Source organism: Mesorhizobium sp. M0296 (assembly GCF_040321675.1).
Lineage (GTDB): Bacteria > Pseudomonadota > Alphaproteobacteria > Rhizobiales > Rhizobiaceae > Mesorhizobium.
This window is the reverse complement of the sequence record NZ_JAMYRZ010000068.1, coordinates 1-22,564: the sequence shown is the minus strand read 5'-3', so window position 1 is coordinate 22,564 and position 22,564 is coordinate 1. Positions and strand designations below refer to the sequence as shown.

The window sequence follows — 22,564 nt, the reverse complement described above, 5'->3', positions numbered from 1 at the left end:
GGACGCAAGCGATCGAAAACGACGCAAAACAACCGTTGCAGGCAGGGCGCCGTCCACATATGGATCCTAGGGTCTCCGCGACGTCACTTCGCTCCTGCTCCGCCCTAGGATGAGGACCGCGGAGAGGCTTCGGCTAAATCACCAAAGCTGGAATAGGCGCGACCGCCCTCATTCCGCCTCGGCCACCATCTGCCGTCCGCCAGTCCAGTCGCGCCAGGCGCGTTCATCGCCATGGAACACGTTGAGGTCGATGCGGCCCCTCACCCCGTGCGACAGGCCGGAGCCGGAGTACTGCCAGAACAGCCATTTGCGATCGGGATAGACCTTTGACGGGTGCGCGGCCACGGCGCGCAGCCAGAACGGATAATCGGGGAAGGCGCCCCTGAGATTGTCACGGTAGAAGTCGGGCGCGGTGTAGATGATCGGGCGCTGGCCGTAATGGCGCTCCAGCCTGTCCATGAACACCTGCATCTTTTCCAGCACCTTTTGCCGCGACGGGCGCCGCTTGCAGCTGGAGTCGCCGTTCCACTCGACGTCGATCACCGGCGGCAGCGCACCCTCGACCCGCGGCACGTTGCGGATGAACCAATCGGCCTGCTCGCCGGCAGTGCGGCACCAATAGAAGAAGTGATAGGCGCCGCGCTTGAGGCCGGCGGCGTCGGCACTGCGCCAGTTTCTGGTGAACATCGGGTCGAGATGGTCGCCCCCGTCGGTGGCCTTGATATAGGCGAAGTTGGCGCCCTGGGCACGCAGCTTTCCCCAGTTCACATTGCCCTGCCAGCGCGAAACGTCGACGCCGTGGACGGCGAGACGCCTCGGCGAGGATGCCTTGCCGAAATTGATCGGCTTGGCATCGCGAAAACCATAGCGCGTGACCGGCTCGGCAAGCATCGCCGGTGCTGCGCGTGTCAGCCGCTTCGGCGGTGACATCAGCGCGATGACCTCGGCCGGCGGATCGATGCTTTGGTCGGGCTCCAATGTAGCGACCGGCTGTTCGTCCTGCTCCTGTTCCGCGAAGGCGGGCGCAGCATCAGTTTTCGCAGCAGATGCCACCGGCGCGGGGGGGCGCACAACCGAGCTGGTGGTCTCGCTGGACGGCACTTGCAGCGCATCGACGCCGGAGGTCGACGTGCAGCCGGCAAGGCACAGCGCTGCGATCGAAAAGATGACGACGCCTGATAACCGCATCTGGACCTGTACGCAAAACACAACAGACCGAAGGCAGGACAACGCCGCCGGACAAACCAAGCTGGATTCCTAACAAGAAACTACCAACAAAGTTTGAATCGAATTGTTAGGGCTTTGCATCGGGACGTTGGCCCGGACGGAGGTGCGCTATCCCCCAGCGTTCGGCCACGTGGCTGCCTCGCAATCCCGCTTGACAACTCACGGCATGAGATTAGTCTCCACTAATCTTACGGTGTAAGGCCATACTTGGGAGGAAGTCATGCAGCCCGCCGCCTTGTCAGAATTGCAGCCCGTAGCCCCGCCCGAGCCACACTCGCCCGCCATCGGGATCGACGAGATATCTGGCGATCTCAGCCGCACCATCGAACGCGCCGAGGTCGATGCCTGGCTCGACCTCTATCGCGCCGCCCCGGCAGACTTTGCCGCAAGGCAAGGCCTTGCCATCGCCGAAGATGGCGATCTCGTCTGGACCACCTGCACGACGATCCCGTTCATCCATTTCAACTGCGTCAAGAATTTCGGTGTCGATAGCGCAGCCACCGAGAGCCGGCTCGACGCGCTTCTGGCGCATTATCGCGAGGCCGGTATTCTGAGGCCCTGGTTCTACACCAATCCACATACCGAGCCGGCGACGCTCAGCTGCTGGCTCGAGGCGCGCGGCTTGCAGCGTCAGAGCGGCTGGGAACGCATCTTTCGCGACGCCGCGCCATTGCCAGCGGAGCCGCTTTTCCCGACTGAGAACGTCTCGGTCGAGCGGGTGACGCCGGCAACGGCAAGGGAATGGGCCGGGTTCATCGACAGCCAATATCGGTTGCCGACCTCACCGTGGTTGCTGGCGCTGGCAGGCCGACGCGGCTGGCAGCATTACTTGCTGCGGCGGGACGGCGCGGTGGCGGCGGTGCGCTCGATGTTCATCGGTGCCGACGGCATGGCCTGGAGCGGCATCGACGCGCCGGTGCCCGGCATCATGGCGCCGAGCTTCGACCTCGATGCAATGCTCGGCGAAGCGGTGGTGCGCGACGGACTTGCGGCCGGTGCAAAACTGTTCGTGGCCGATATCGAGGCGCCGCGAGCCGAACGTGACGGGCCAGCCTACCGCAACTATGCACGCCTCGGCTTCAGGCTCCCTTATTTCCGCAGCCATTACAGCTATTTGCCGGCAAATTCCGGCTGACCGCTTCAAGACCCTAGCTGCACAACCACAGCTTGTGACAGGTCGTGGCCGTCAGGTGGGCCGGCGGTACAAAGCGATCGTTGACCGGCGCATCATCGTCTACCCGGCGGACTTTTTCCTCGAGCAGCGTGCGAAGTTGTGCCGGCTGCACGCGGTCGCGCTCCATCACCAGCTTGATCATCGGATCACTCAAGAGCTCGTCCAGGGTGTTGATGCTGTCGTTCATTCCGTCGCCTCCTCGACTGCCGCCCGCACGCAATAGATAGGCAGCAATGATGGCCCGCCAATGACGCTTTGCCGGCTATCTCGTGTCGCTTTGGATTAAATTTTGTCCAGATTTCACCTCAAGCCGGAGGTGGCGCGCCTTCATATTGCGGCAGGCCGTCATCGATCTGCACCCAGGGCTGCTTCGAGGCGGTCCAGATATGCATCTCAGGCCTGAACACCGAGGGATCATCGAGGGAGCCGGTGGTGATGCCGATGATGCCGGCGGAATCGCGTCGGGAAAACATCGTCGTGCCGCAGCGGGGACAAAAGCCGCGCTTGAGATCGGGCGAGGAATTCACCGTCGCCAGCGGTCCGTCGACTGTCACATCGTCGATGCGGAACAGCACGCGCGCGTTAAAGGCGGCACCCAGCGCCTTCTGGCACAACCGGCAATGGCAGACGCGCTCATTGATCGGTGCCGCCTCGGCGCGGTAGCGCACCGCGCCGCACAAACACCCGCCCTGATATCTTGCCATCACCCGCGTCCCTGCCCTGTGAGGATAGGCGGCATACCTATCGATAGGCGTGGCAGCGTCAATTGAAAAGCTTTGATGGCGCCATCTATAGCTGTGATGCGGCCGATCCACGATTGGCCGATGCGCCGGGCCAAGGCCCCATGGGCGAAATGCCGGCCATCTCGCGGAAGACGGCCGGCAGACAATTGACTGGGCGTCAGTTCGTTTCGTTGACGACCTCGTCCCAGGTCTTGACCTTGGTCTGGCCATTGAGGAACGGCAGCGCGGCAGCTGTCAGTTCCGGCGCGAAGAACACGTCGTAGTGGGTGCGGTTCGGCAGGATCGCCAGGCGGTTCTGCGACAGGTTCTCGCGCATCCAGCCGGCGTCCTTCAACCCGCCGCCGAGCATCTGATAGAACTTGATCTCGTGCTCGGGCCGGTACATATCGCTGTCGCCGAACACCAGCATCACCGGCATTTTCAGCTTCGGCACGTCGGCCGAATAGTCGTAGTCCTTGCGCATATAGGCGCCGAGCTGGTCGAGCAGTTTCGGAAAATCCTCCGGATGCGGCGCAACCGCGACGTAGGACTTGTACATCGGCGTGTCCTTCATCATGTCGGCCATCGCCGCGCCGACCTGTGCCTGCTGGCCACGCATCTCGGCATAGAAGCCGTCCGCGGCATAGCCGGTCGAGACCAGCACCAGGCGGCGCACCGTTTCGGGATGCTGCACGGCCATGCGGAAGGCGACGCCGCCACCCAGCGAATAACCCATCACGTCGACCTTGTCGTAGCCGAGTGCCTTGACGATCGCCGCCATGTCGTCGCCCATCGCCTCCAGGCTGAGCGGCCGGTCGCCGAGCGCGGTACGGCCATGGCCCTGCAGGTCGACCCCGATGACGGTGCGGTTCTCGGTAAGCTTCGGCAGGATCGGCGCGAACATGTCGGTCGTGCCGAGACCGCCATGCAGCAGAAGCAGCGGCTCGCCCTTGCCGTAGACGGCGTAATAATAGTTCAGGCCGTTGATCGGCAGCAGGCCGGATTTTTCCGGCTTCGGCAGTGTTGCGGTTGCGGTCGTCATGGCGGGCTTGGCCTCCTCTGCGTTGATGGTGCCCGGCGCGGCAAATAGCGCGGCGGCCGAGGCGAATATGGCGAAAAATACCGATCTGGACACGTCAGTCTCCCTCTCCCGTTTGCATCAAAGTCGCTTGGCGACCTCCTCAAGCTGTTCGGCGCACTGGCCCCAGCCGTCGTGAAAACCCATTTTTTCGTGCTGTTCGCGGTCGGCGACCGACCAATGCGCGACGCGGGCAATGTAGCGGGTCTTACCCTCGCCCTCGTCCTCAAAGGTCAGCACGACCGTCATGAACGGCTTTTCGGACGGCTCCCACGCCTTCGTATAGGCATCGGTGAAGACAAGCTTTTTGCCCGGTACGACTTCGAGGAAGATGCCTGGATTCGGGAACTCCTTGCCGTCGGGATCGGCCATGACGACAAGGTGGAACCACCGGTCCGCACATCCATTTCGGCGCGCGGCGTCATCCACGGCTTCGGCGAGAACCATTGCGTCAACAGCCTTGGCTCGGTCCAGCAGCGATAGACGTTCTCGTGCGGCGCATCGATGATGCGGGCGAGAACCAGCTCGCGATCGGAGTTGGGGGCGATGTCGAGCTTGGTGGTCATGATGTTTCCTCACACGTCGGTTTTGGCTTCCGTGTCTAGGACGAACCGACAAGACGCAAGCCGACACGGTCCGCGAAAAAATCCGCGGGACAGGCGATTCGAACGACGGAAATAAGTGGCTTCAGTGGCGCTTGGCTTGCACCAGGTAGGCGTCGATCTCGGTCTCGCCGAGCCACTTGGCCGCTTCCAGCCGATGCAACCCTTCGACGAGGATATGGCGCTTGCCGTCATGGCGCACCTGGATCGGCATCTTCATGCCGTTTTCCAGAATGTCCTCGGCCAGATGGCGGACGGTCTCGGGATGCAGCGTCTTCTTGCGCGCCGTCGGCACGTAGATATCGTTGACCCTGACCTTTTGCACTCTCAGCATATCGGCTCCCGTGGCGGACAAGGCCGCCCTTTGTGAGATAGTCTGTTTGTCAGGCAAGGCCAAGTGAGCAGCCCGGCAATGGCTGGCCCGATCGTTTCCAATTGACGCTTGGCCGGCGGATGGCCGAAATGGCGGCCTTCGACCTTAGCGGTGTCCATGAACCGTCTGCCGACCGAGTTTCCCGATTTCGGACTGACGCCGGAGCAGCGACGCCAGGCGGTGCGCAGCCATTACTGGGAATGGCCCGGTATGGATGGCGGGCGCGGCGAAATCTGGTGCTACAGCGACCGTTTTTCCTATCGCCCCGGCGAGATGGTGGCGCTGCATGTCAGTTCGACGGCCGCCGGTTTCGGCATCGCAATCATCCGCGACGGCGGCGCGGAAACGACAATGTTCGAAAGGACCGGGATTGCGGCGCGCTGGCAAGATACGCCGGACCAATGTTCGGTCGAAGGCTGCGGCTGGCAAGCATCGTTCGAGTTTCGCATCGGCGACGACTGGCCGTCCGGCGCCTATCGCGTCACGCTTGAAGCGGACGCTCGCGACGGCAAGCCGATCCGCTGTCATCACCTTTTCATCGTCTCGCCGCAGCCCGGCAAGAAACCCGGCCGCGTGCTGCAGGTCGCGGCCACCGGCACCTGGCTCGCCTACAATACATGGGGCGGTTCCAACCATTACGAAGGCATCACCGGGCCGGCCCTCGACCAATATGCACGAATGGTGTCGACGCAGCGGCCTTGGTGCCGCGGCTTCGTCGTGCTGCCCAGGGACGCGCCGCGCGTGCCGCTCGAAGTCGCCGTGCCGCCGAAAACCGTGCCGCGCTATCCGCATATGGAATGGGCCTTTGCTACCGGCCATTCGAAGAAATACGCCTCAGCCGGCTGGGCAAGCTACGACAGCCATTTCTTCCGCTTCGCCGAGCGTGCCGGCTACGCCGTCGATCTCGCCAGCCAGCACGATCTGCATTTTTCGCCCGACATTCTCGACGGCTATGACTGCGTCGTCTTCGTCGGCCACGACGAATATTGGACCTGGGAAATGCGCGATGCGGTCGACACCTATGTCGAGAGCGGCGGTCATGCGGCGCGCTTTGCCGGCAATTTCATGTGGCAGACCAGGCTGGAGGACGAAGGCCGCCGGCAGGTCTGCTACAAATACCGCGCTCGCGCCGAGGACCCGGCCTATCGCGGCGGCGATATAAGGCGCGCCACCAATTCCTGGGAAGCGCCGGAAATCGGCCGGCCGGGTGCGGCGACCTTCGGCCTCAACGCGACAAGAGGCGTCTATGCCGGCTGGGGCGGCTGCGCGCCACGCGGCGTACGCGGCTTTCCGGTCTACCGGCCGGAGCATTGGGCCTTCGCCGGCACCGGCATCTACTATGGCGATCTGCTCGGCGCCGACAGCCACGTCTATGGCTACGAGGTCGACGGGCTCGATTTCGAGATCCGCGGCGGCCTGCCCTACCCCACAGCCATAAGCGGCGCACCGGACGGCCTGCAGGTGCTCGCGGTCGGCATGGCGAGCCAGGCCGAGGAAAGCGCCGACATTGCGTTCGAGGACCAGTTCCTCGGCGACGAGGACGGACGCTTCACCGCCGAGACGCTGTTCGGCGAGGCAAGCGATGCCAATCTCGACAAGGTCAAACGCGGCAACGGCATGATCGTTAATTTCCGGCGCGGCAAGGGCGAGGTGTTTCACGCCGGAAGCTGCGAATGGGTTGCCGGCCTGCTAAGACAGGATGCGATGGTCGAGCGCGTCACCAGAAATGTCCTCGACCGCTATCTTGGAAAACCATGAGATGTTGAAGTCTCCTGCCCCGGAAACTCGCGAAGCCTCGCATCTGTTTTATCTATCCAGCCTGCGCCGGCCGCTGATCGACCGCGCCGAAGGCATCTACATGTGGACGCAGGATGGCCGCCGCTTCATCGACGGATCGAGCGGCCCGATGGTCGCCAATATCGGCCACTCCAATCGCAACGTGCTCGACGCGATGAAACGGCAGATGGACCGCGCCACCTTCGCCTACCGCCTGCATTTCGAGAACGAACCGGCAGAGGAGCTCGCACGGCAGCTGGCGGCCAAACTCCCCGAGGGCCTGGACCGCATCTTTTTCGTCTCCGGCGGCTCGGAAGCAACGGAATCCTGCGTCAAGCTGGCCCGGCAGTGGGCGGTCGCCACCGGCCAGCCCAGCCGTTGGAAGGTGATCTCGCGCTTTCCCTCCTATCATGGCGGCACGCTCGGCGCGCTCGCCGTTACCGGCGACGATGCGCTGTCCGAAACATTTGTGCCGATGATGCAGATGATGCCGACCGTGCCGGCGCCCATCGCCTGGCGCGACCGCGACAATCTTTCGATGGAACAGCGCGGCATCCGCTACGCCGACATGCTGGAGGAAAAGATCCTCGCCGAGGGACCGCAGAGCGTGCTCGCCTTCATCATGGAGCCAGTCGGCGGCGCTGCCACGGCAGCACTGGTGGCGCCGGACAGCTACTATCCGCGCATCCGCGAGATCTGCGATCGCTACGGCATCCTGCTCATCCATGACGAAGCGATGAGCGGTGCCGGCCGCACCGGAAAATTCCTCGGCGGCGACCACTGGAACTGCAAGCCCGACATCGTCGCGCTGTCGAAGGGGCTGGGCTCTGGCTACGCGCCGCTCGGCGCGCTGGCGGCACCGATGCGGCTGGTGCAGCCATTGCTCGCGTCGGGCGGCTTCCAGCACGGCCATACCTATGCCGGCAATCCGCTCGCCTGCGCCGCCGGGCTCGCCGTGCTCGGCGAGATGGACCGTCTCGGCCTGATCGCCAACGCGGCTGTCATGGGCGAGCTATTGATGGACGAGCTGAAGGGATTGGCGAAGCGGTTTCCGTTCATCGCCGACGTCCGCGGCAAGGGCCTGCTCACCGGTGCCGAGATGCTTGCGGATCCCGACACTCTGAGGCCGATCGAGCCGGCAAAGAAGGCCACCCAGCGGCTGCTCGACCTCGCCTACGAGCGCGGCCTGATCATCTACGGACGCAAGGTCAAGGGCGGTGTCGACGGCGACAATTTCATGGTCGCGCCGCCGATGATCGTCACCGCCGCGCAGATCGGCGAGATCATATCCATCATCGGCGACTCGCTCGAGGTGCTGGCCAGCGAGCTCGACCTGCCGGTCGAAGGTTGAGGCGACCATGGCACCGCGCAAAGTCATTATCACCTGTGCCGTCACCGGGTCGGTGCACACGCCATCGATGTCGCCACATCTGCCAGTGACGCCGGACCAGATCGCCGCAGACGCGATCGCCGCCGCCGAAGCCGGCGCCGCGATCCTGCATCTTCACGCCCGCGACCCCAGCGACGGGCGGCCGACCGCCGACCCCGAGGTGTTCATGCAGTTCCTGCCGCGCATCAAGCAGGCGACCGATGCGGTGATCAACATCACCACTGGTGGCTCCTCGCTGATGACGCTCGACCAGCGGTTGGCCGCCCCGCTCAGGGCCGAGCCCGAAATGTGCTCGCTCAATATGGGCTCGATGAATTTCGCGCTGTTCCCGATGCTCGACCGGCCGCGCGAATGGCAGCACGAATGGGAGCCGAAGCTGCTCGAGGCTACCCGTGACACGATCTTCAAGAACACCTTTGCCGATATGGAGACGGTGCTGGAAAAGCTTGGGCGCGGCTGTGGCACGCGTTTCGAATTCGAGTGCTACGATGTCGGCCATCTCTATTCGCTTGCGCATTTCCGCGACCGCGGGCTGGTGTCGGGACCATTGTTCATCCAATTCGTGCTCGGCATATTGGGTGGTATCGGCGCCGATCCAGAAAACCTGATCCACATGAAGCGCATCGCCGACAAACTGTTCGGCGACAGCTACCAGTTTTCCGTGCTGGCGGCCGGACGCCACCAGATGCCGATGATCTCGATTGCGGCGGCGATGGGCGGCAATGTCCGCGTCGGGCTGGAGGACAGCCTCTACGACGGGCGCCAGCTCGCCAAGTCCAGTGCCGACCAGGTCCGCCGGATCCGCGGCGTGCTCGAAGGGCTGTCGCTGGACGTCGCAACGCCGGCCGAGGCACGGCAGATGCTGGCGCTCAAGGGCGGCGACCGCGTGGCGTTCTGAGATGCGGCCGTGACCAACCCACCGTCAAGAGACATTGTCATCCGCCCCGGCCGGGTTGAGGACGTCGAAACCATCCACGCCGCGCTCCTGCGGCTCGGCGCGCATGTCGGCGCACATCAGGAGATCACCTCGACAGCTCAGGATCTCCGCACCTATGGCTTTGGCGAAAAGCCTGCCTTCTCGACCTTGATCGCCGAAGTCGGTGGCGAATTTGCCGGGCTTTGCTTGTATTTTCCGATCTTCTCGACATGGATGGGACGGCCCGGCGTCTATGTGCAGGACCTCTATGTCGAGGATCGTTTTCGTGGCGGCAGGATCGGCGAGCGCCTGCTGCGCCGGGTCGCGGCGCAATGCCGGAAGGCAGGCGGCGTCTATCTCAGGCTGTCCGTCGATACCGACAACGAGACCGCCAAGGCTTTTTACGAACGGTTGGGCATTGCCTGGTCGAGCTACGAGCAGGTGCAGAAGATCGTCGGCGACGCCTTTTTCGCCTTCGCCGATGCACCGGAGGAGCCAACATGAAAGCCTTCTATGCCGAAGAACAGAAGCGCCATGACCCGAAGGCGTTCCTCTCAAGCGGCGCGCCGCAGCCCAATCCGGAAAAGCCGGAACGGGTCGAGCGATTGTTGGCCGGCACCAAGGCTGCCGGCTGCACGATCGAACGGCCGCGGGATCACGGGCTCGGCCCGATTGCGGCGGTGCATACGCCGGAATATCTCGATTTTCTCCAGCATATCTTCGCGCGCTGGCAGCGCATCGAGGGCGCCTCGGCCGAGGTCATCCCCAATATCCATCCGATCGCGCGGAACGGCTCCTATCCGGCCTCGGCGGTCGGCCAGGCCGGCTACCACATGGCCGACACCGCCTGCCCGATCTCCGGCGAGACGTGGCAGAGCGCGCTTTGGAGCGCCTGGAGCGCGGTTGAAACCGCCGAGGCGGTGATGTCGGGAGCGCCGGCCGCCTATGCGCTGTGCCGGCCGCCCGGCCATCACGCCTTTGCCGATGTCGCCGGCGGCTTCTGCTTCATCAACAATTCGGCCGTCGCTGCACAGGTTCTGCGCAGGCAGGCGGCGCGGGTGGCGATCCTCGATGTCGACCTGCACCACGGCAATGGCACGCAGGGCATCTTCTATGCCCGGCCGGACGTGCTCACCGTGTCGCTGCATGCCGACCCGGTGCGCTTCTACCCGTTTTTCTGGGGCTATGGCGACGAGCGCGGCGAAGGCGCCGGCCTCGGCTACAATCTCAACCTGCCGCTGCCGCGCAAATCCGGCGATGCAGCGTTCCTCGAAGCGCTGGAGGCATCGTTCCAGCGCATCAACGCCTTCTCGCCCGATGCGCTTGTGGTGGCGCTGGGGCTAGATGCCTTCGAAGGCGATCCGTTCGGCGGGCTGTCGGTGAGCACGCCTGGTTTTTCGCGCATTGGCGAGGTGATCGCCGGGCTCGGCTTGCCAACGGTCATCGTCCAGGAAGGCGGCTATCTCTGCGACGAGCTCGGCGACAATCTCACCGCCTTCCTCACCGGTTTTGGCGGCGCCCACAAGCGATGATCCGCCCGCGAGGGCCGCTCAGGATCGTTCCTGCCTCAGCATGGCGACAACGCGGTGCACGCTCTCCAGCGTCTCGTCGATTTCGACTGAAGTGTTGTAATGAGCGATGCCGATGCGCACCACCCCCTGCTCGGCCGGAATGCCGAGCTGGTGGACGATCTCCCAGGCGTAGTTGTGGCCGGACCACAGGAAGATGTTTTCGGCATTCATCTGCCGCACGATCGTCTCCGGCACGATGCCTTCGACAGTGAACGACACCGTCGGCACACGCTCATTGATCCGCTTCGGATCGGTGATGCCGTGGATGGTCAGGCCGGCAATATCCGACAGACCGTCGATCAGCTGTTGCGCCAGCGGGTTCTCGTAAGCGATTGAAACTTCGAAGGCCTTGGCGATTTTCAGCCGACGCGATCCTTGCGCGCCGGCTGCCGCGCCCAACTCGGCAAAATAATCGACAGCCGCCGACAGGCCGGCCATCAATTCAATTTGCGGCGTGCCGAGCTCGAAGCGCTCCGGCAAGGCATTGGACGAGCAACGGCATTTATACGGCTTAAGCGCATCGATAACGTCCAGCCTGCCCCACAAAATTCCCATATGCGGGCCGAAGAACTTGTAAGCCGAGCAGATCAGGAAATCGCAGCCGAGGTTTTGGACGTCGATCAGGCCATGCGGCGCGAACTGGACGGCATCGACGTAGACCAACGCACCAGCCCGCCTGGCGATGCCGGTCAACGCCTTCACCCGGTTGATCGACCCGGCGAGATTGCTGGCGTAGTTGAGCGCGACGAGCCGCGTCCTCTCGGAAAGCAGCGCGGCGAGCGCCGCCTCCTCGATCTGCCAGCTCTGCTGGTCGAAAGGCAGCCAGCGCACGACAAGGCCAAGGTCTTCAGCCAGTTGCAGCCAGGGTGAGACGTTGCCCTCATGGTCCATGCGGGTGAGGATGATCTCGTCCCCGGGCTTCATCGTGCGGCCGAGCGTTCGCGACATGTGGTAGGTCAATGTCGTCATGTTGGCACCGATGATGATTTCCTGCGGGCTCGCAGCGCCGAGAAAATCCGCCATCGCCAGGTGGGCCTCGTCCACGATGTCTTGTGCTGCAACGGTGGTCTCGAAGAAGCCGCCGAGGTTGGCATTGGTGGTCAGCAAGCAACGCGATACTGCGTCCGCCACCGCCTGCGTCACCTGCGTGCCGGCAGGATTGTCGAGATAGATGCGCCGGCGGCCCTTGTCGGTCAGCGACAAAGCCGGAAATTTCGCGCGCACCGCGTCGATCCGGAAGTCCACGGCTGTTCCCCTCTCCTTATGACGATCGGACAACCACGTCCCGACGCATCAAGGGCACGGATTGCCGACGCGCTGGTGGATCGCGTCAACGGCTTTCTGCATGTCCTCGGTCCAGACCACGTCGGCGGAAGAGAGCGCCATTTCGAGTTGCGAAATGGTGGTGGCGCCGATGATGTTCGAGGTGACCAAGGGCCGGTTCGAGATATAGGCATTGGCAAACAGCGCCGGCTCCATGCCGAAGGTGCGCGCCAACCGGTTGTATTCGAGCTGCACCTCGGCAGCATTCGGCGTCTCGTAGCGCTGGCCGCGATTGAACAACTGCGAGCGCGAGCCCTGCGGCCGCGCGCCATGATCGTATTTGCCGGTCAAATAGCCCTGCGCCAGCGGCGAATAGGCAAGCAGCGACACCTGCTCGCGCTCGCAGACTTCGGCAAGGTTCACCTCGAAGGTGCGATTGACGAAATTATAGGCGTTCTGCACCGAGGCGACGCGCGGGCCGAGGCCCTTGTCGGCTTCGGCGATGAAACGCATGACGCCCCAGGAATTCTCGTTCGACAGGCCGAAATGGCGGATCTTGCCGGCCTTCACCAGTTCATCAAATACGGCAAGCGTCTCGGCGATCGGGGTCTCGCCTTCCGGCACGCCAGCGGCATCGGAGCGTCGCGGTACGGCGCCGATGCGGTTCGGATTGGCGCCCCACGGCACGTCGCGTTCCGGCCAATGGATCTGATATAGGTCGATGTAATCGGTGTTGAGCCTGGCGAGTGACTTATCAATAGCGTCGAAGATATCGGCGCGCACCAGCCTAGACGGGCGGTCGCCGCGAAACCAAGTGTTGGCGGTACGACCAACTACCTTCGAGGCGATGATCACCTGGTCGCGATTGCGCTTTTTCTTCATCCAATTGCCGATGAATGTCTCGGTACGGCCTTGTGTCTCCGCCTTGGGCGGGATCGGATAGAGTTCGGCGGTGTCAATGAAATTGACGCCGCGAGCAAACGCCAGATCCATCTGGGCGTGACCGTCCGCCTCGGTGTTCTGCTGGCCCCAGGTCATCGATCCGAGGCAGATTTGCGACACGAAAAGATCGGTCTGGCCGAGACGGCGTTTGTGCATGGAGTTTCTCCGGCGGGAATTTTTGCGCGGCTGCGCGAGGAGGAAGCAATAGCATACAGGAAAGCGCCGCCCGCTTCCAAGCCCACCGACGGCAGGCCAGGCGACTTTCCCAGGACGCCGGCGGACGGAGTTTATCCCTGCGGCTAACAAAAAAGCCGGACTGCATGTGAATGCAGTCCGGAATTTCGCCAGGAATGGCGAGGAAAAACCGGCCAAGTGCCGGCACTGACTCTACGGTCGAAGCGCCACAGAAGTTTCGCCGGAACAGCCGAATTATGTCAAAAAAGATCGGGGCAGCATGGCTGCCATGCGGATGCTGCACTGCACAATTGTCATGATCTGCCTATATTGACGGCCGTGGAGGTTCAATAAAGGGGCTTGAATCATGGGATTCTTCACTGAAATGTTCGCCCGTCCGCGTCCGCGGGAACAGCTGCGCTATCGCGCGGCACTGGCGCTGCTCCATTCGATGAGCAATGCCGATCGCGCCGATATCGGCGTCAAGCCGTCCGATTTCCCGCGCATCGCCCGGGAAATGTCGCTGCGCTAAACAGTGCACCGCGAGATATCCCGGCGCGGCCGGGATATCTCCCGAGCGAATCTCAACGCAATCCGAGGAAAATCGACTTGCCCAATGGCACGCCGTTGTGACGCAGGATGTCATAGGCGGTGGTCAGGTGGAAATAGAAATTGGGCATGGCGGCATGCAGCAGATACTGCATTCCCGGCATCGACACCTCGCGCCCCGCAAGCCTCAGTTCGACCATTCTGTCATCTGAACCATCGAATTCGGCCGCCGAGAACGTGGCGAGTAGATCGAGCGTCTTGGTTATGCGCGCCTGCAGCTCGGGGAAGCTCGCCTCATTGTCCTCGTATTTTGGCACCTCGCGCCCGGCAAGCCGCGACGGCGCGCCCTTGGCGTGATCGGTGGCAATCTGTACCTGCCTGGTCAGGGCGAACATGTCCGGCGCCAGCCTCGCCGTGAGATACACCTGCGGGTCGATCTTGCGGTCAGCCGCATTTTGCTCGGCAATGTTCAGCACATTGGCTAGTGCCTTCAGCCTCGCCGAAAATACCGGCACGGATGCTTCATACATTGATATGGTCACAAGAAATCTCCACGCGGCCCGACTGCCCACGGCGAGAGGTAGCGCTTTCGCAGGCGATTGTTCAAGCGTCACCACGCCGCCGCAATCGATATGATAGGATTTTTCATCGAGTGGAGGTTCCCGATGAGACGCGCCTTGTTCGCAGCGACCGCTTTTTTCTCCCTTGCCGCTACCAGCCAACCGGTGCTCGCCGCCGACGCGCCTTACATAGACGACAGGTCGGATGCCGAAGCGGTCATCCGGTCGCTCTACAGCGCCATCAGCCGGCACGAGTTCGCGCGCGCCTGGGACTATTTCGGCGACACCAAGCCGGCTAAAGATTTCAACTCCTTCGTCAAAGGCTATGACGGCACCGACACGGTCGAAGTCAAAACCGGCGGCGTATCCGAAGACGGTGCTGCCGGCAGCATCTACTACAGCGTTCCCGTCGCCATCCGGGCGACGGCCAAGGACGGCAGCGAAAATGTCTTTGCCGGTTGCTATACGCTGCGCCAGATCAATGCCTCGATCCAGGAACCGCCATTTCGCGCAATCTTCATCGACAAGGGTGCGCTGAAACCCTCAAAGGCCGATTTCGAAGATGCCGTGCCGGCAAGCTGCGGCGAAGGACAGCCGCCGCCGAAGAAGGACGCAGCGCTTGAGCAGGCCAACAAGGCGTTTGCCGCGACTTATGGCGACCAGTGCGACAAGGACATGCCCGGCGGCGATCCGCGAGGAGAGCCGGACGCCTACTCGCTCCGCTACAAGGATGCGGGGGCGGCCGAAAACGAGCCCGAACGCGAGACACGGCTGTTTCGCTTTTTCTGCTCGATGGCCGCCTACAATGAGAGCGCAGTCTATTACATCTACGACGACGTATCGGGCGTCCGGCAATTGCAATTCGCGTCACCGGAACTCGATATTCGCTATGAGAACAACAATAGCGAAGGCAAGGTCGAGGGCATCAACATCATCGGCTTCCAGACTGACGACCAGTTGGTCAACTCCGAATATGACGAGGCCACCAAAACGATTTCATCCTTGAACAAGTGGCGCGGCGTCGGCGACGCCTCGTCGGCCGGCACCTACCTGTTTCGCCACGGCAATTTCTCGCTGGTGCAGTATGAGGTCGATGCCTCTTATGACGGCGAGATCAACCCGCAGACCGTGCTGGACTACAACACCGCGCCCTAAGGGACGTTCGATAACATCCAGTTGAGTGTGCCTCGCCAGTCGGTCATGCGGATCGGCGTGCCATGTGTGCCGGTCTCGAAGCGGACAAAGCGGGTCGGGTAGGCTTTCGATTTGCCCAGAATCGATCGGAAGAAGGCTTCCTGTTTCTCGATTGGAAACACCGGGTCCTTGCTGCCCTGGCCGAAGAAGACCGGCACACGGCGCTTGAATGCGGAGCTTGAGAAGAAACTCTCGTCCCACAGCGAGCCGAGCAGCAGCAGCCCGTCGATGCGCCCGCCGGTGTCCTTGCGGGCGGCCAGCTTCCAGCACAACGCGCCGCCCATAGAGCCGCAGGCGACGAAGATTTTTGCGCGCGGCGACTGTTCGGCATAGTGGCCGATCAATGCGGCGATCTGGGCGGCACCGGTGTCGCCGAAATCGGAAAAATCCGGCGACAGATAGAGGCCGCCATTACCGGCCATCAGGTTCTTGATACGGTTGAAATTGCCACCGAAAGTGAAATCGTCAGCACCCTGCTTACGGCTGCCGCCCTGCCCGTGCAGATAAAGCACGATGATGCTGGCGCCCCCGGTCTTGCCGACGGCAATGTGGCGGACATCGCCTGCATCGGTCGGCAGCAATAGATCCTGCTGCACCTTACGCACGCCGGTGTCGGTGTATTGCGCGTGCACACGACGCTCAGGCACTTCGTCACGAGCGTTGATGTCGCGCAGCTCACGATAATCGACGACCGTATAGGCGCCGTTGCTCTCGGACGAGAGTGTGACCGGATAGGCGAACAGATCGTCCTTGAAGGGTTTGAGTTCGAGAGCGTTGGCGTAGGCGACACAAAAGAGCTGCAAAAGAATCGCCATCAGCAGGGCCGGGAGGCCAGAGGGGGGCAAGCGGAACCGGAAGCAGGAACGAAAGGCCATCCCTCAGCCATGCGTTTTTCGGCTTCGGTTTGTCAATCCTGCAGCACGCCGCCAGCGCTTTCCAGCGCCTCGCGCGTGTCGACATCGACGGCTGCCCCTTCGCCGATCTCGACGTCGATGACGTCGAACCCTTCGGCCTCGACCAGATGGCGGGCCCCGGTATCGCCTTCGAGGTGAGCGATCGCGGCAAACAGCGAACGCGGCAGCAGCACGGGATTTCCGCGCCGCCCATCGTGCGAGGCCCGCACCACCGATCGGCCTTCGGACCTGCAGAACGCCTCGATCAGCCTGTCGAGGTCGGCCGACGCGACGCCGGGCATATCGCCGAGGACAATCATGGCGCCGGCGGCGTCGCCGGAAATCTTGGCGATGCCGGCCTTCAGCGACGAAGACAGACCCTCGCCGAAATCCGGATTGTCGGCGAAGATCACATCGAGGCCAGACAGTGCATCGCGCACGCGCTCGCGCTGGTGGCCAGTGACGACGATGGTGGCCGCGGCTTTCGAACCGACCGCGCGTTCGGCGGTGCGACGGACCAGCGGCTTGCCGTCGAAGAGCGCCAAGAGCTTGTTCGGCCCGCCCATGCGGCTGGAGCGGCCGGCGGCCAGAAGCACGATCTCGACCTTTGGTTCGGCTTTGGCCGGCAATGGCTCGCGCGGCTGCGGCCGCGTCGGAATTTCCATCAACAGCCCGCCGACGCCCATGCCGGCAATATCCCTGGCGGTCACGTCGACACCGGCGATCAGCCGGTCAAGCACCCAATCGAAGCCGTTCTCCTTGGGACTGCGGGCGCAGCCCGGCGCACCGATGATGCGCTTGCCGCCTAGAGTGCCTAGCACCAGTAGATTGCCGGGATCGACCGGCATGCCGGCGCGGATGACAATGCCGCCTGCCTTTTCGATCGCAGCGGGAACGACGTCGCCGAAATCGGCCATCGCCGAGGCGCCGAAGATAACCACCATATCGTTGTCGCGGATCAGCGAGGCCGCAGCGTCGGCGACGGGGATAATTTCATGCGGGGTTCGACGCTCCGCCGTCAGCCTGCCGCCCGAACGCGCCAGGCGCGCTTCGGTGACGCGCAGCGTCTTGTCGAGCACGCTGGGTTTGATGCCGGGCAGCACCGTCTGGATGACGCCGACGCGCACCGGCTGATAGGCGTTGACCGCAAATATCTCGCCGCCGGCGCAGATCCTTGCCACGGCATCGACCAAAGCGGAGGCGACCGCAAATGGGATGATCTTCACCGTTGCTACCATCTGGCCTTTTTCGACCGGCGCATGCTGCGCGAGCGTGGCGATGGTGATCGTCGGATCGACGGCGTTGATGGCGTTGATCATCGCCGCGTCGACGGTGAACATGCCGGCAGCCTGCGCGTGGAGGTTGACCCTGCCGGTCGCGGCGGGCTTCGCCTCGATGTTGCGATGGATCATGGATGCGGCGATCTTTTCGGCAGCGACGTCCTCGCTGAGATCATCGGGCGCCAACACCGCCGCTACGACCTCGGAAATGCCAGCGGCCTTCAACAGGGACACATCCCCGGCGCTTAGCCTGTGCGCCTTGCGGAAGCGGCGCTCTCCGGCTGTGGTGGCGTGCGCCAGCACTGCCCCTTCGGCCGCATCGATCGCAACGGGACCAAATTTCACGCGACCGCGCCTTTGGATTCGAGGCCGCGGGAGCGAAAGGCGTGGATCGCTTGCGCCAACACCGCGACGGCGATCTCGGCGGGGCTGGCGGCGCCGATGTCGAGGCCGATCGGGGCATGAATGCGGGCGATCTGGTCGGCGGTCGCTCCCGAAGCCAGCAGGCGTTCCACACGTTTGGCGTGGGTCTTGCGGCTGCCGAGCGCGCCGACATAAAAGCAGCCGGCGTCGAGCGCCGCCTTCAGCGCGGAATCGTCGATCTTCGGATCGTGGGTGAGAGCAGCCAGCGCCGTATAGCTATCGAGCGGCTGACGCGTCAGCACATCCTCTGGCCATTCGGCATGCAGCGCGATATCGGGAAAACGATCGGGCGTGGCAAAGGCCGTGCGCGGATCGATGATCTCGACAGGATAGCCGGCGATCCTGGCCATCGGTGCCAGCGCCTGGCTGATGTGGACGGCGCCGATCACCACCAGCCGCGGCTGCGGCAGATGTGCGTTGAGGAAGAAGGTCCGTCCCTCAGCTTCGACCGAACCGGAATTGCCCGTGCGAAATGCCTTGGCGATGGCCGCCCCGAGTTCGCCGGCTACCCGGTCGCCCTCGCGCACGACACGGTCGCGGCCGTCGTCGAGATCGGTGACCAGGATTGCCGCGCGGCGGGCGCGGCGTTCGGCGTTGAGTGTCTTCAGCGCATAGGGATCCATTCGAGATCAACCCAATCTTTCTACATAGACCTTGATGCGGCCGCCGCATGACAGGCCGACTTGCCAGGCGGTCTCGTCTGCGACGCCGAATTCGAGCATTTTGGCCGTGCCGCTATCGATAACATCGACCGCCTCGGTGACCACCGCGCCTTCGACGCAGCCGCCAGAGACTGAGCCGTGGAAATTGCCTTCCGCATCGATGACCAGGTGGCTGCCGACCGGGCGCGGCGCCGAGCCCCAGGTCTCGACCACAGTGGCAATGGCGACATCCTTGCCGTCCTTCATCCAGCCCTCCGCGATGATCAGCGGGTCGCGGGCCTCATCGAGATAGATACTGCGTTCCATGATTTTCTCCCTGGCAGACATGTGGTTATGCGACGCGCTTCACGCCAGCCTCGATCCACGGGCGCGCGTCGACCGAACGCATAAAAACAGCACGGTTGCCAGCGACCGGTCCGCACATAATCCGCACGGGTTAACAGATCGAGCGTCTCGTCGACCGTCCGCGGCGTCGGACGCGGTTTTCAACTCGGTCATTCTGTTTTCGCGGGCGCGGCCATCTGAAAGCCTCTACAAAGCGTGGTAGCCGCGGTTGTGATAGATCAGCGGCCGCAAATTATCGCCGATGCGCAAACCTGTAACTTGGCCAAAAAGCACACGGTGGGTGGCCAGATCCTTGGAGTCGATCAGTTCGCAGTCGAAGACGGCGAGCGCGCCCTTCAGCGTCGGCGCACCGGTCGAGATCACATCCCATTCGGCCAACGCGAAACGCTCCTCGACCGGCAGGCCGGTAATGCCGGAAAAGCCGATCGACAGCGGCTCCTGATCCGAAGCCAGCGTGTTCAGGGCAAATTTGCCGTTTTCCACGAACGGCTCGTTCTTGGGATTTTCACGATTGAGGCAAACCAGGATGGTTGGCGGCGTGTCCGACACCGAGCAGGCCGCGATCACCGTCGCGCCGCGCCTGCCGGCAGGGCCATCGGTGGTGACTACATGCACATGGCCAGCAAAATGGGCCATCGCGTCGCGGTAGGCCTGCGGCCCGATGTCATTCTTCTTCAGCACAGATGATTTTCCACTAGTCAGAACCAACCGTTATATATGGGGGGATATTGCAGGCCACAAGCGAAGTGCTTGACCTATATCCCGAATTCGCGTGTTGCGCCAAAGCTGGCCAGCCTTTAGGTCTTGACGGCATTGGCGCCGGCAACCACGCGACCGGCGTGGAGGAATTCTTCGCTCGCATGCGACCTTGGACAACCACGATAGCGGTGCTGGCCTGGCTCTCGGTCGCCTGCAGTGCAAATGCCGAGACGCTGCTGGTCGGCGTCGCGGCACCTTTGTCGGGGCCGTCGGCGATCCTCGGCAAACAGATCGAGGCCGGCGCGACAATGGCGGCTGAAGCGAACGATGCCGAAATCAAGACGATCGATGACGCCTGCACGGCCGACGGTGGCGCCGCCGCCGCGCGGGAGTTCACCGCGGCCAAGGTCAACGTCGTCATCGGGTTTTTGTGCACCGACGCAATCGAGGCGGCTCTGCCGATCCTCAAGGATGCCGGCATACCGGTGATCACCGTCGGCGTTCGCACGGAAAGCCTGACCGACCGGCGCGCCAAGACCGGATGGCCGATCTATCGTCTCGGGCCGCGCGGCGACGACGAGCGCAATGCCGTTGCTGCCATCCTCACCCACCTATGGCAGACCGAGCTGTTCGCCATCGTCGACGACGGTACGATCTATGGCCGCGAAATGGCCGAGACATTTCGGGCAGCCGCCGAGCAAGCAGCTCTAAAGCCGGTGTTCGTCGACACGTTCCGGCCGCAGCTCGACAACCAGATCGGCCTGATCGGCCGGCTGAAGAAAGCCGGCGCAACGCATGTCTTTGCCGGCGGCGACGGCGATGATGTCGCCGTTATGGGCCGGGATGCTGGCCAGCTAAATACCGGCATGGTGTTTGCCGGCGGCGAAGCGTTGCGCGCGCCGCTCGGCGACGTGCCTTATGCCGTCGGTACGCTGATGATCGCGCCGCCCGAATGGGCCGATGTCGCCGACCCCAAGGTGCTGCAGAGCTTTGCCGGACAAAACATCGTGCCGGAAGGTTACACGCTTCCCGCCTATGCCGCGGTCGAGATCGCCAAGGCGGCGTCGGCATTGACGCAAAGCTCCGGCGAGAGGCTGGCCAATGCACTGACCGCACATGACTTCACCACGGCGATCGGACCGATCCGCTTTGACGAAAAAGGCGACCTGACGCAAAATCCTTATCGCGCCTTCCGTTTCGACGGCGGCCGTTTCTTGTCGGCGGAGAGCCAATGATGTCCAGCACGGGGATGTTCCGTACCGGTCCGCGCAATCTCATCACCGACGTCGCCGGCGTGCGTGTCGGCAGTGCAGCGAATGCGACGTTGAAATCCGGTGTGACCACCGTCATCTGCGACGAACCAGCCGTGGCCGGCGTGCAGATCCTGGGCGGTGCGCCGGGCACCCGCGAAACCGACCTGCTCGAGCCGCACAATTCGATCCACGCCATCCATGCCGTGGTGCTTTCGGGCGGCTCGGCTTTTGGCCTCGACGCCGCGTCGGGGGTGCAGGCGGCGTTGCGCGAAAGAGGCATCGGCGTCGAGGTCGGCGGCTTTCGCGTGCCGATCGTGCCGGCGGCGATCCTGTTCGACCTGCGCAATGGCGGCGACAAGGATTGGGGCCGGTATCCGCCTTACCGCGACCTCGGCTACGAAGCCGCGCAAGCCGCCGCGATCGACTTTGCGCTCGGCACCGCCGGCGCCGGTGCCGGCGCGCTGAGCTCCGGCCTGAAGGGCGGGCTCGGCTCGGCCTCGACGGTGCTGGACAGCGGCGTCACCATCGGCGCGCTCGCCGCCGTCAACCCGACCGGCTCGGTGACGGTCGCCGGGACCCGCCATTTCTGGGCGGCGCCGTTCGAGATCGGCGACGAGTTCGGCGGGTTAGGCTATCCCCACCCGATGCCTGACGATGCCAGAATGGTCCTGCTGAAGTTCCGTGACAAGCATGCGACAGAACAGGCGGAAACCGGCGCCAACACGACCATCGCCGTGATCGCCACCGATGCGGTACTCACGAAGGCCGCCGCCAAACGTCTGGCGATATCGGCGCATGACGGCTTTGTCCGTGCCATTTGGCCGACACACACGCCCGCAGACGGCGATCTGGTCTTCGCGCTGGCAACGGGCAAGAGCGGCATCGAGCTCGCACCCAACGATGCCGTCGATCTCTACGCCGCGGCCGGCGCCACGATGGCACGCGCCATCAGCCGCGGCGTCTTTGCCGCGACGCCGGCCGAGGGCGATCTGTTCCCGGTCTGGTCGTCGCGCTGAACGCGCAACGCTCATTCGGGTGAGCCGTAATCAGACTGGATTATGATCAGGTGGGTTCGGATTTTTCTTCCTCGAAGGTGACCGCAACATCCGAGTTTGCCGACAGCCGCACCTTCTGGCCCTCGACCTCGGCGACAAGGCTGAGAGGAATGAAGTGGTGATGGCCCCTGTGAGCGCCCTCGCCGCTGTCGCGCTTGGTCAGCTTTATGCGATCTCCGTCAACCTTGTCGACGGTACCGACATGGACGCCGTCGGCGCCGATCACTTCCATACGTTCGCGAATCTTGGCTGCATCTGTCATGGGGGTCTCCCTTAGAGCGCCGCGCGTCCTTTTGAACGCGCAAAGGACACTCTAAACGTTTTGAATCAATGCATCGTGGCGGACGCAAAAGGAAGCGTTATTTTGGGAGGGCAGCAGGGGGGGAGGGGGCGGCAATAAAAACAGTGAGGATTAGAAAAAACCGACCCCCCCCGCGGGCAGG

The 22,564-nt window shown here is 63.3% G+C and carries 24 protein-coding genes and 2 pseudogenes; 10 read left to right on the top strand and 16 right to left on the bottom strand.

Annotated features, from left to right (window positions below):
• Positions 1-168 precede the first annotated feature (168 nt).
• On the bottom strand, positions 169-1,188 hold the full coding sequence (locus NKI97_RS33810; RefSeq protein ID WP_352838460.1) for a GH25 family lysozyme: 1,020 nt from the start codon (positions 1,186-1,188) through the stop codon (positions 169-171).
• Positions 1,189-1,447: 259 nt separating this feature from the next.
• Between NKI97_RS33810 and NKI97_RS33805 the strand changes: the two genes are divergently transcribed.
• A complete protein-coding gene (locus NKI97_RS33805; protein ID WP_352838459.1) occupies positions 1,448-2,362 on the top strand; it encodes a hypothetical protein in 915 nt (304 codons plus the stop codon).
• A 13-nt stretch (positions 2,363-2,375) separates the two neighbouring features.
• On the opposite strand, the gene NKI97_RS33800 is transcribed toward NKI97_RS33805, so the two are convergent.
• The 5 genes and pseudogenes from NKI97_RS33800 to NKI97_RS33780 form a co-directional block, all read right to left on the bottom strand.
• Positions 2,376-2,588 (bottom strand): hypothetical protein, encoded by a 213-nt coding sequence (locus NKI97_RS33800; RefSeq protein ID WP_352838458.1) that lies wholly within the window; start codon positions 2,586-2,588, stop codon positions 2,376-2,378.
• A 118-nt stretch (positions 2,589-2,706) separates the two neighbouring features.
• Positions 2,707-3,105 (bottom strand): GFA family protein, encoded by a 399-nt coding sequence (locus tag NKI97_RS33795; protein ID WP_023674754.1) that lies wholly within the window; start codon positions 3,103-3,105, stop codon positions 2,707-2,709.
• Between the two features lie 196 nt (positions 3,106-3,301).
• Entirely contained in the window at positions 3,302-4,258 is a 957-nt protein-coding gene (locus NKI97_RS33790; protein WP_352750215.1) for an alpha/beta fold hydrolase, read from the bottom strand.
• 24 nt (positions 4,259-4,282) lie between these two features.
• Positions 4,283-4,767: pseudogene (locus NKI97_RS33785) on the bottom strand (SRPBCC family protein).
• Positions 4,768-4,888: 121 nt separating this feature from the next.
• Positions 4,889-5,137, bottom strand: a complete 249-nt coding sequence (locus NKI97_RS33780; RefSeq protein WP_023674751.1) for a ParB N-terminal domain-containing protein — start codon at positions 5,135-5,137, stop codon at positions 4,889-4,891.
• Positions 5,138-5,293: 156 nt separating this feature from the next.
• Here NKI97_RS33780 and NKI97_RS33775 point away from each other — a divergent pair, with 156 nt between their 5' ends.
• Genes NKI97_RS33775 through NKI97_RS33755 form a run of 5 tightly spaced genes read left to right on the top strand, consistent with a single transcriptional unit; the run spans position 5,294 to position 10,790 of the window.
• Entirely contained in the window at positions 5,294-6,934 is a 1,641-nt protein-coding gene (locus NKI97_RS33775) for a N,N-dimethylformamidase beta subunit family domain-containing protein (RefSeq protein WP_352838457.1), read from the top strand.
• 1 nt (position 6,935) lies between these two features.
• A complete protein-coding gene (locus NKI97_RS33770) occupies positions 6,936-8,303 on the top strand; it encodes an aminotransferase family protein (protein ID WP_352838456.1) in 1,368 nt (455 codons plus the stop codon).
• A gap of 7 nt (positions 8,304-8,310) precedes the next feature.
• Complete coding sequence (kce, locus tag NKI97_RS33765) at positions 8,311-9,240, top strand: 3,5-dioxohexanoate:acetyl-CoA acetone transferase (protein ID WP_352821331.1); 930 nt, start codon at positions 8,311-8,313, stop codon at positions 9,238-9,240.
• A gap of 9 nt (positions 9,241-9,249) precedes the next feature.
• Positions 9,250-9,762: a GNAT family N-acetyltransferase gene (locus tag NKI97_RS33760; RefSeq protein ID WP_352745653.1), complete on the top strand. Its 513-nt coding sequence runs from the start codon at positions 9,250-9,252 to the stop codon at positions 9,760-9,762.
• On the top strand, positions 9,759-10,790 hold the full coding sequence (locus NKI97_RS33755) for a histone deacetylase family protein (RefSeq protein ID WP_352838455.1): 1,032 nt from the start codon (positions 9,759-9,761) through the stop codon (positions 10,788-10,790). Before NKI97_RS33760 ends, NKI97_RS33755 begins: the two co-directional genes overlap by 4 nt.
• 18 nt (positions 10,791-10,808) lie before the next feature.
• Here NKI97_RS33755 and NKI97_RS33750 read toward each other — a convergent pair whose 3' ends face one another.
• Both NKI97_RS33750 and NKI97_RS33745 read right to left on the bottom strand, forming a co-directional pair.
• The gene (locus tag NKI97_RS33750) at positions 10,809-12,074 is read right to left on the bottom strand and encodes a cysteine desulfurase-like protein (protein WP_352838454.1); all 1,266 of its coding nucleotides are present in this window, start codon (positions 12,072-12,074) and stop codon (positions 10,809-10,811) included.
• Positions 12,075-12,122: 48 nt separating this feature from the next.
• Positions 12,123-13,190: an aldo/keto reductase gene (locus NKI97_RS33745; protein WP_352838453.1), complete on the bottom strand. Its 1,068-nt coding sequence runs from the start codon at positions 13,188-13,190 to the stop codon at positions 12,123-12,125.
• A 385-nt stretch (positions 13,191-13,575) separates the two neighbouring features.
• Between NKI97_RS33745 and NKI97_RS33740 the strand changes: the two genes are divergently transcribed.
• Positions 13,576-13,740, top strand: a complete 165-nt coding sequence (locus NKI97_RS33740) for a hypothetical protein (protein WP_352576036.1) — start codon at positions 13,576-13,578, stop codon at positions 13,738-13,740.
• 52 nt (positions 13,741-13,792) lie between these two features.
• Here the strand turns inward: NKI97_RS33740 and NKI97_RS33735 are convergent, their stop codons facing one another.
• On the bottom strand, positions 13,793-14,299 hold the full coding sequence (locus NKI97_RS33735; protein ID WP_352821321.1) for a DUF1993 domain-containing protein: 507 nt from the start codon (positions 14,297-14,299) through the stop codon (positions 13,793-13,795).
• Between the two features lie 123 nt (positions 14,300-14,422).
• Here NKI97_RS33735 and NKI97_RS33730 point away from each other — a divergent pair, with 123 nt between their 5' ends.
• Positions 14,423-15,472, top strand: coding sequence for a DUF1176 domain-containing protein (locus tag NKI97_RS33730; protein ID WP_352838452.1), 1,050 nt, complete (start codon positions 14,423-14,425; stop codon positions 15,470-15,472).
• Here the strand turns inward: NKI97_RS33730 and NKI97_RS33725 are convergent.
• The 6 genes and pseudogenes from NKI97_RS33725 to NKI97_RS33705 all read right to left on the bottom strand — a co-directional run bounded on the left by NKI97_RS33725 (position 15,469) and on the right by NKI97_RS33705 (position 19,795).
• The gene (locus tag NKI97_RS33725; RefSeq protein ID WP_352449414.1) at positions 15,469-16,326 is read right to left on the bottom strand and encodes an alpha/beta hydrolase; all 858 of its coding nucleotides are present in this window, start codon (positions 16,324-16,326) and stop codon (positions 15,469-15,471) included. The genes NKI97_RS33730 and NKI97_RS33725 overlap by 4 nt on opposite strands.
• Before the next feature lie 92 nt (positions 16,327-16,418).
• Positions 16,419-18,029 (bottom strand): NTP transferase domain-containing protein, encoded by a 1,611-nt coding sequence (locus NKI97_RS33720; protein ID WP_352750206.1) that lies wholly within the window; start codon positions 18,027-18,029, stop codon positions 16,419-16,421.
• Positions 18,026-18,730 (bottom strand): XdhC family protein, encoded by a 705-nt coding sequence (locus tag NKI97_RS33715; RefSeq protein WP_352449412.1) that lies wholly within the window; start codon positions 18,728-18,730, stop codon positions 18,026-18,028. Before NKI97_RS33715 ends, NKI97_RS33720 begins: the two co-directional genes overlap by 4 nt.
• A 6-nt stretch (positions 18,731-18,736) precedes the next feature.
• Complete coding sequence (locus NKI97_RS33710) at positions 18,737-19,075, bottom strand: XdhC family protein (protein WP_023674738.1); 339 nt, start codon at positions 19,073-19,075, stop codon at positions 18,737-18,739.
• Between the two features lie 63 nt (positions 19,076-19,138).
• A pseudogene (locus NKI97_RS35640) lies at positions 19,139-19,267 on the bottom strand (AAA family ATPase); the annotation flags it as partial.
• Between the two features lie 33 nt (positions 19,268-19,300).
• Complete coding sequence (locus tag NKI97_RS33705; RefSeq protein WP_352449411.1) at positions 19,301-19,795, bottom strand: flavin reductase; 495 nt, start codon at positions 19,793-19,795, stop codon at positions 19,301-19,303.
• A gap of 179 nt (positions 19,796-19,974) precedes the next feature.
• Here NKI97_RS33705 and NKI97_RS33700 point away from each other — a divergent pair, with 179 nt between their 5' ends.
• Both NKI97_RS33700 and NKI97_RS33695 read left to right on the top strand, forming a co-directional pair.
• Complete coding sequence (locus tag NKI97_RS33700; protein WP_352449410.1) at positions 19,975-21,048, top strand: branched-chain amino acid ABC transporter substrate-binding protein; 1,074 nt, start codon at positions 19,975-19,977, stop codon at positions 21,046-21,048.
• 14 nt (positions 21,049-21,062) lie between these two features.
• A complete protein-coding gene (locus NKI97_RS33695) occupies positions 21,063-22,082 on the top strand; it encodes a P1 family peptidase (RefSeq protein WP_352745778.1) in 1,020 nt (339 codons plus the stop codon).
• A gap of 46 nt (positions 22,083-22,128) precedes the next feature.
• Here NKI97_RS33695 and NKI97_RS33690 read toward each other — a convergent pair whose 3' ends face one another.
• Complete coding sequence (locus NKI97_RS33690) at positions 22,129-22,383, bottom strand: DUF2171 domain-containing protein (protein WP_023674734.1); 255 nt, start codon at positions 22,381-22,383, stop codon at positions 22,129-22,131.
• Positions 22,384-22,564: the final 181 nt, after the last annotated feature.

Excerpts from the sequence above, each read along its gene's own strand:
- NKI97_RS33810 (WP_352838460.1), bottom strand. The coding sequence starts at position 1,188 with ATGCGGTTATCAGGCGTCGTCATCTTTTCGATCGCAGCGCTGTGCCTT.
- NKI97_RS33805 (WP_352838459.1), top strand. The coding sequence starts at position 1,448 with ATGCAGCCCGCCGCCTTGTCAGAATTGCAGCCCGTAGCCCCGCCCGAG.
- NKI97_RS33800 (WP_352838458.1), bottom strand. The coding sequence starts at position 2,588 with ATGAACGACAGCATCAACACCCTGGACGAGCTCTTGAGTGATCCGATG.
- NKI97_RS33795 (WP_023674754.1), bottom strand. The coding sequence starts at position 3,105 with ATGGCAAGATATCAGGGCGGGTGTTTGTGCGGCGCGGTGCGCTACCGC.
- NKI97_RS33780 (WP_023674751.1), bottom strand. The coding sequence starts at position 5,137 with ATGCTGAGAGTGCAAAAGGTCAGGGTCAACGATATCTACGTGCCGACG.
- NKI97_RS33775 (WP_352838457.1), top strand. The coding sequence starts at position 5,294 with ATGAACCGTCTGCCGACCGAGTTTCCCGATTTCGGACTGACGCCGGAG.
- NKI97_RS33770 (WP_352838456.1), top strand. The coding sequence starts at position 6,936 with ATGTTGAAGTCTCCTGCCCCGGAAACTCGCGAAGCCTCGCATCTGTTT.
- kce (WP_352821331.1), top strand. The coding sequence starts at position 8,311 with ATGGCACCGCGCAAAGTCATTATCACCTGTGCCGTCACCGGGTCGGTG.
- NKI97_RS33755 (WP_352838455.1), top strand. The coding sequence starts at position 9,759 with ATGAAAGCCTTCTATGCCGAAGAACAGAAGCGCCATGACCCGAAGGCG.
- NKI97_RS33745 (WP_352838453.1), bottom strand. The coding sequence starts at position 13,190 with ATGCACAAACGCCGTCTCGGCCAGACCGATCTTTTCGTGTCGCAAATC.
- NKI97_RS33740 (WP_352576036.1), top strand. The coding sequence starts at position 13,576 with ATGGGATTCTTCACTGAAATGTTCGCCCGTCCGCGTCCGCGGGAACAG.
- NKI97_RS33730 (WP_352838452.1), top strand. The coding sequence starts at position 14,423 with ATGAGACGCGCCTTGTTCGCAGCGACCGCTTTTTTCTCCCTTGCCGCT.
- NKI97_RS33725 (WP_352449414.1), bottom strand. The coding sequence starts at position 16,326 with ATGGCGATTCTTTTGCAGCTCTTTTGTGTCGCCTACGCCAACGCTCTC.
- NKI97_RS33715 (WP_352449412.1), bottom strand. The coding sequence starts at position 18,730 with ATGGATCCCTATGCGCTGAAGACACTCAACGCCGAACGCCGCGCCCGC.
- NKI97_RS33710 (WP_023674738.1), bottom strand. The coding sequence starts at position 19,075 with ATGGAACGCAGTATCTATCTCGATGAGGCCCGCGACCCGCTGATCATC.
- NKI97_RS33700 (WP_352449410.1), top strand. The coding sequence starts at position 19,975 with ATGCGACCTTGGACAACCACGATAGCGGTGCTGGCCTGGCTCTCGGTC.
- NKI97_RS33695 (WP_352745778.1), top strand. The coding sequence starts at position 21,063 with ATGTTCCGTACCGGTCCGCGCAATCTCATCACCGACGTCGCCGGCGTG.
- NKI97_RS33690 (WP_023674734.1), bottom strand. The coding sequence starts at position 22,383 with ATGACAGATGCAGCCAAGATTCGCGAACGTATGGAAGTGATCGGCGCC.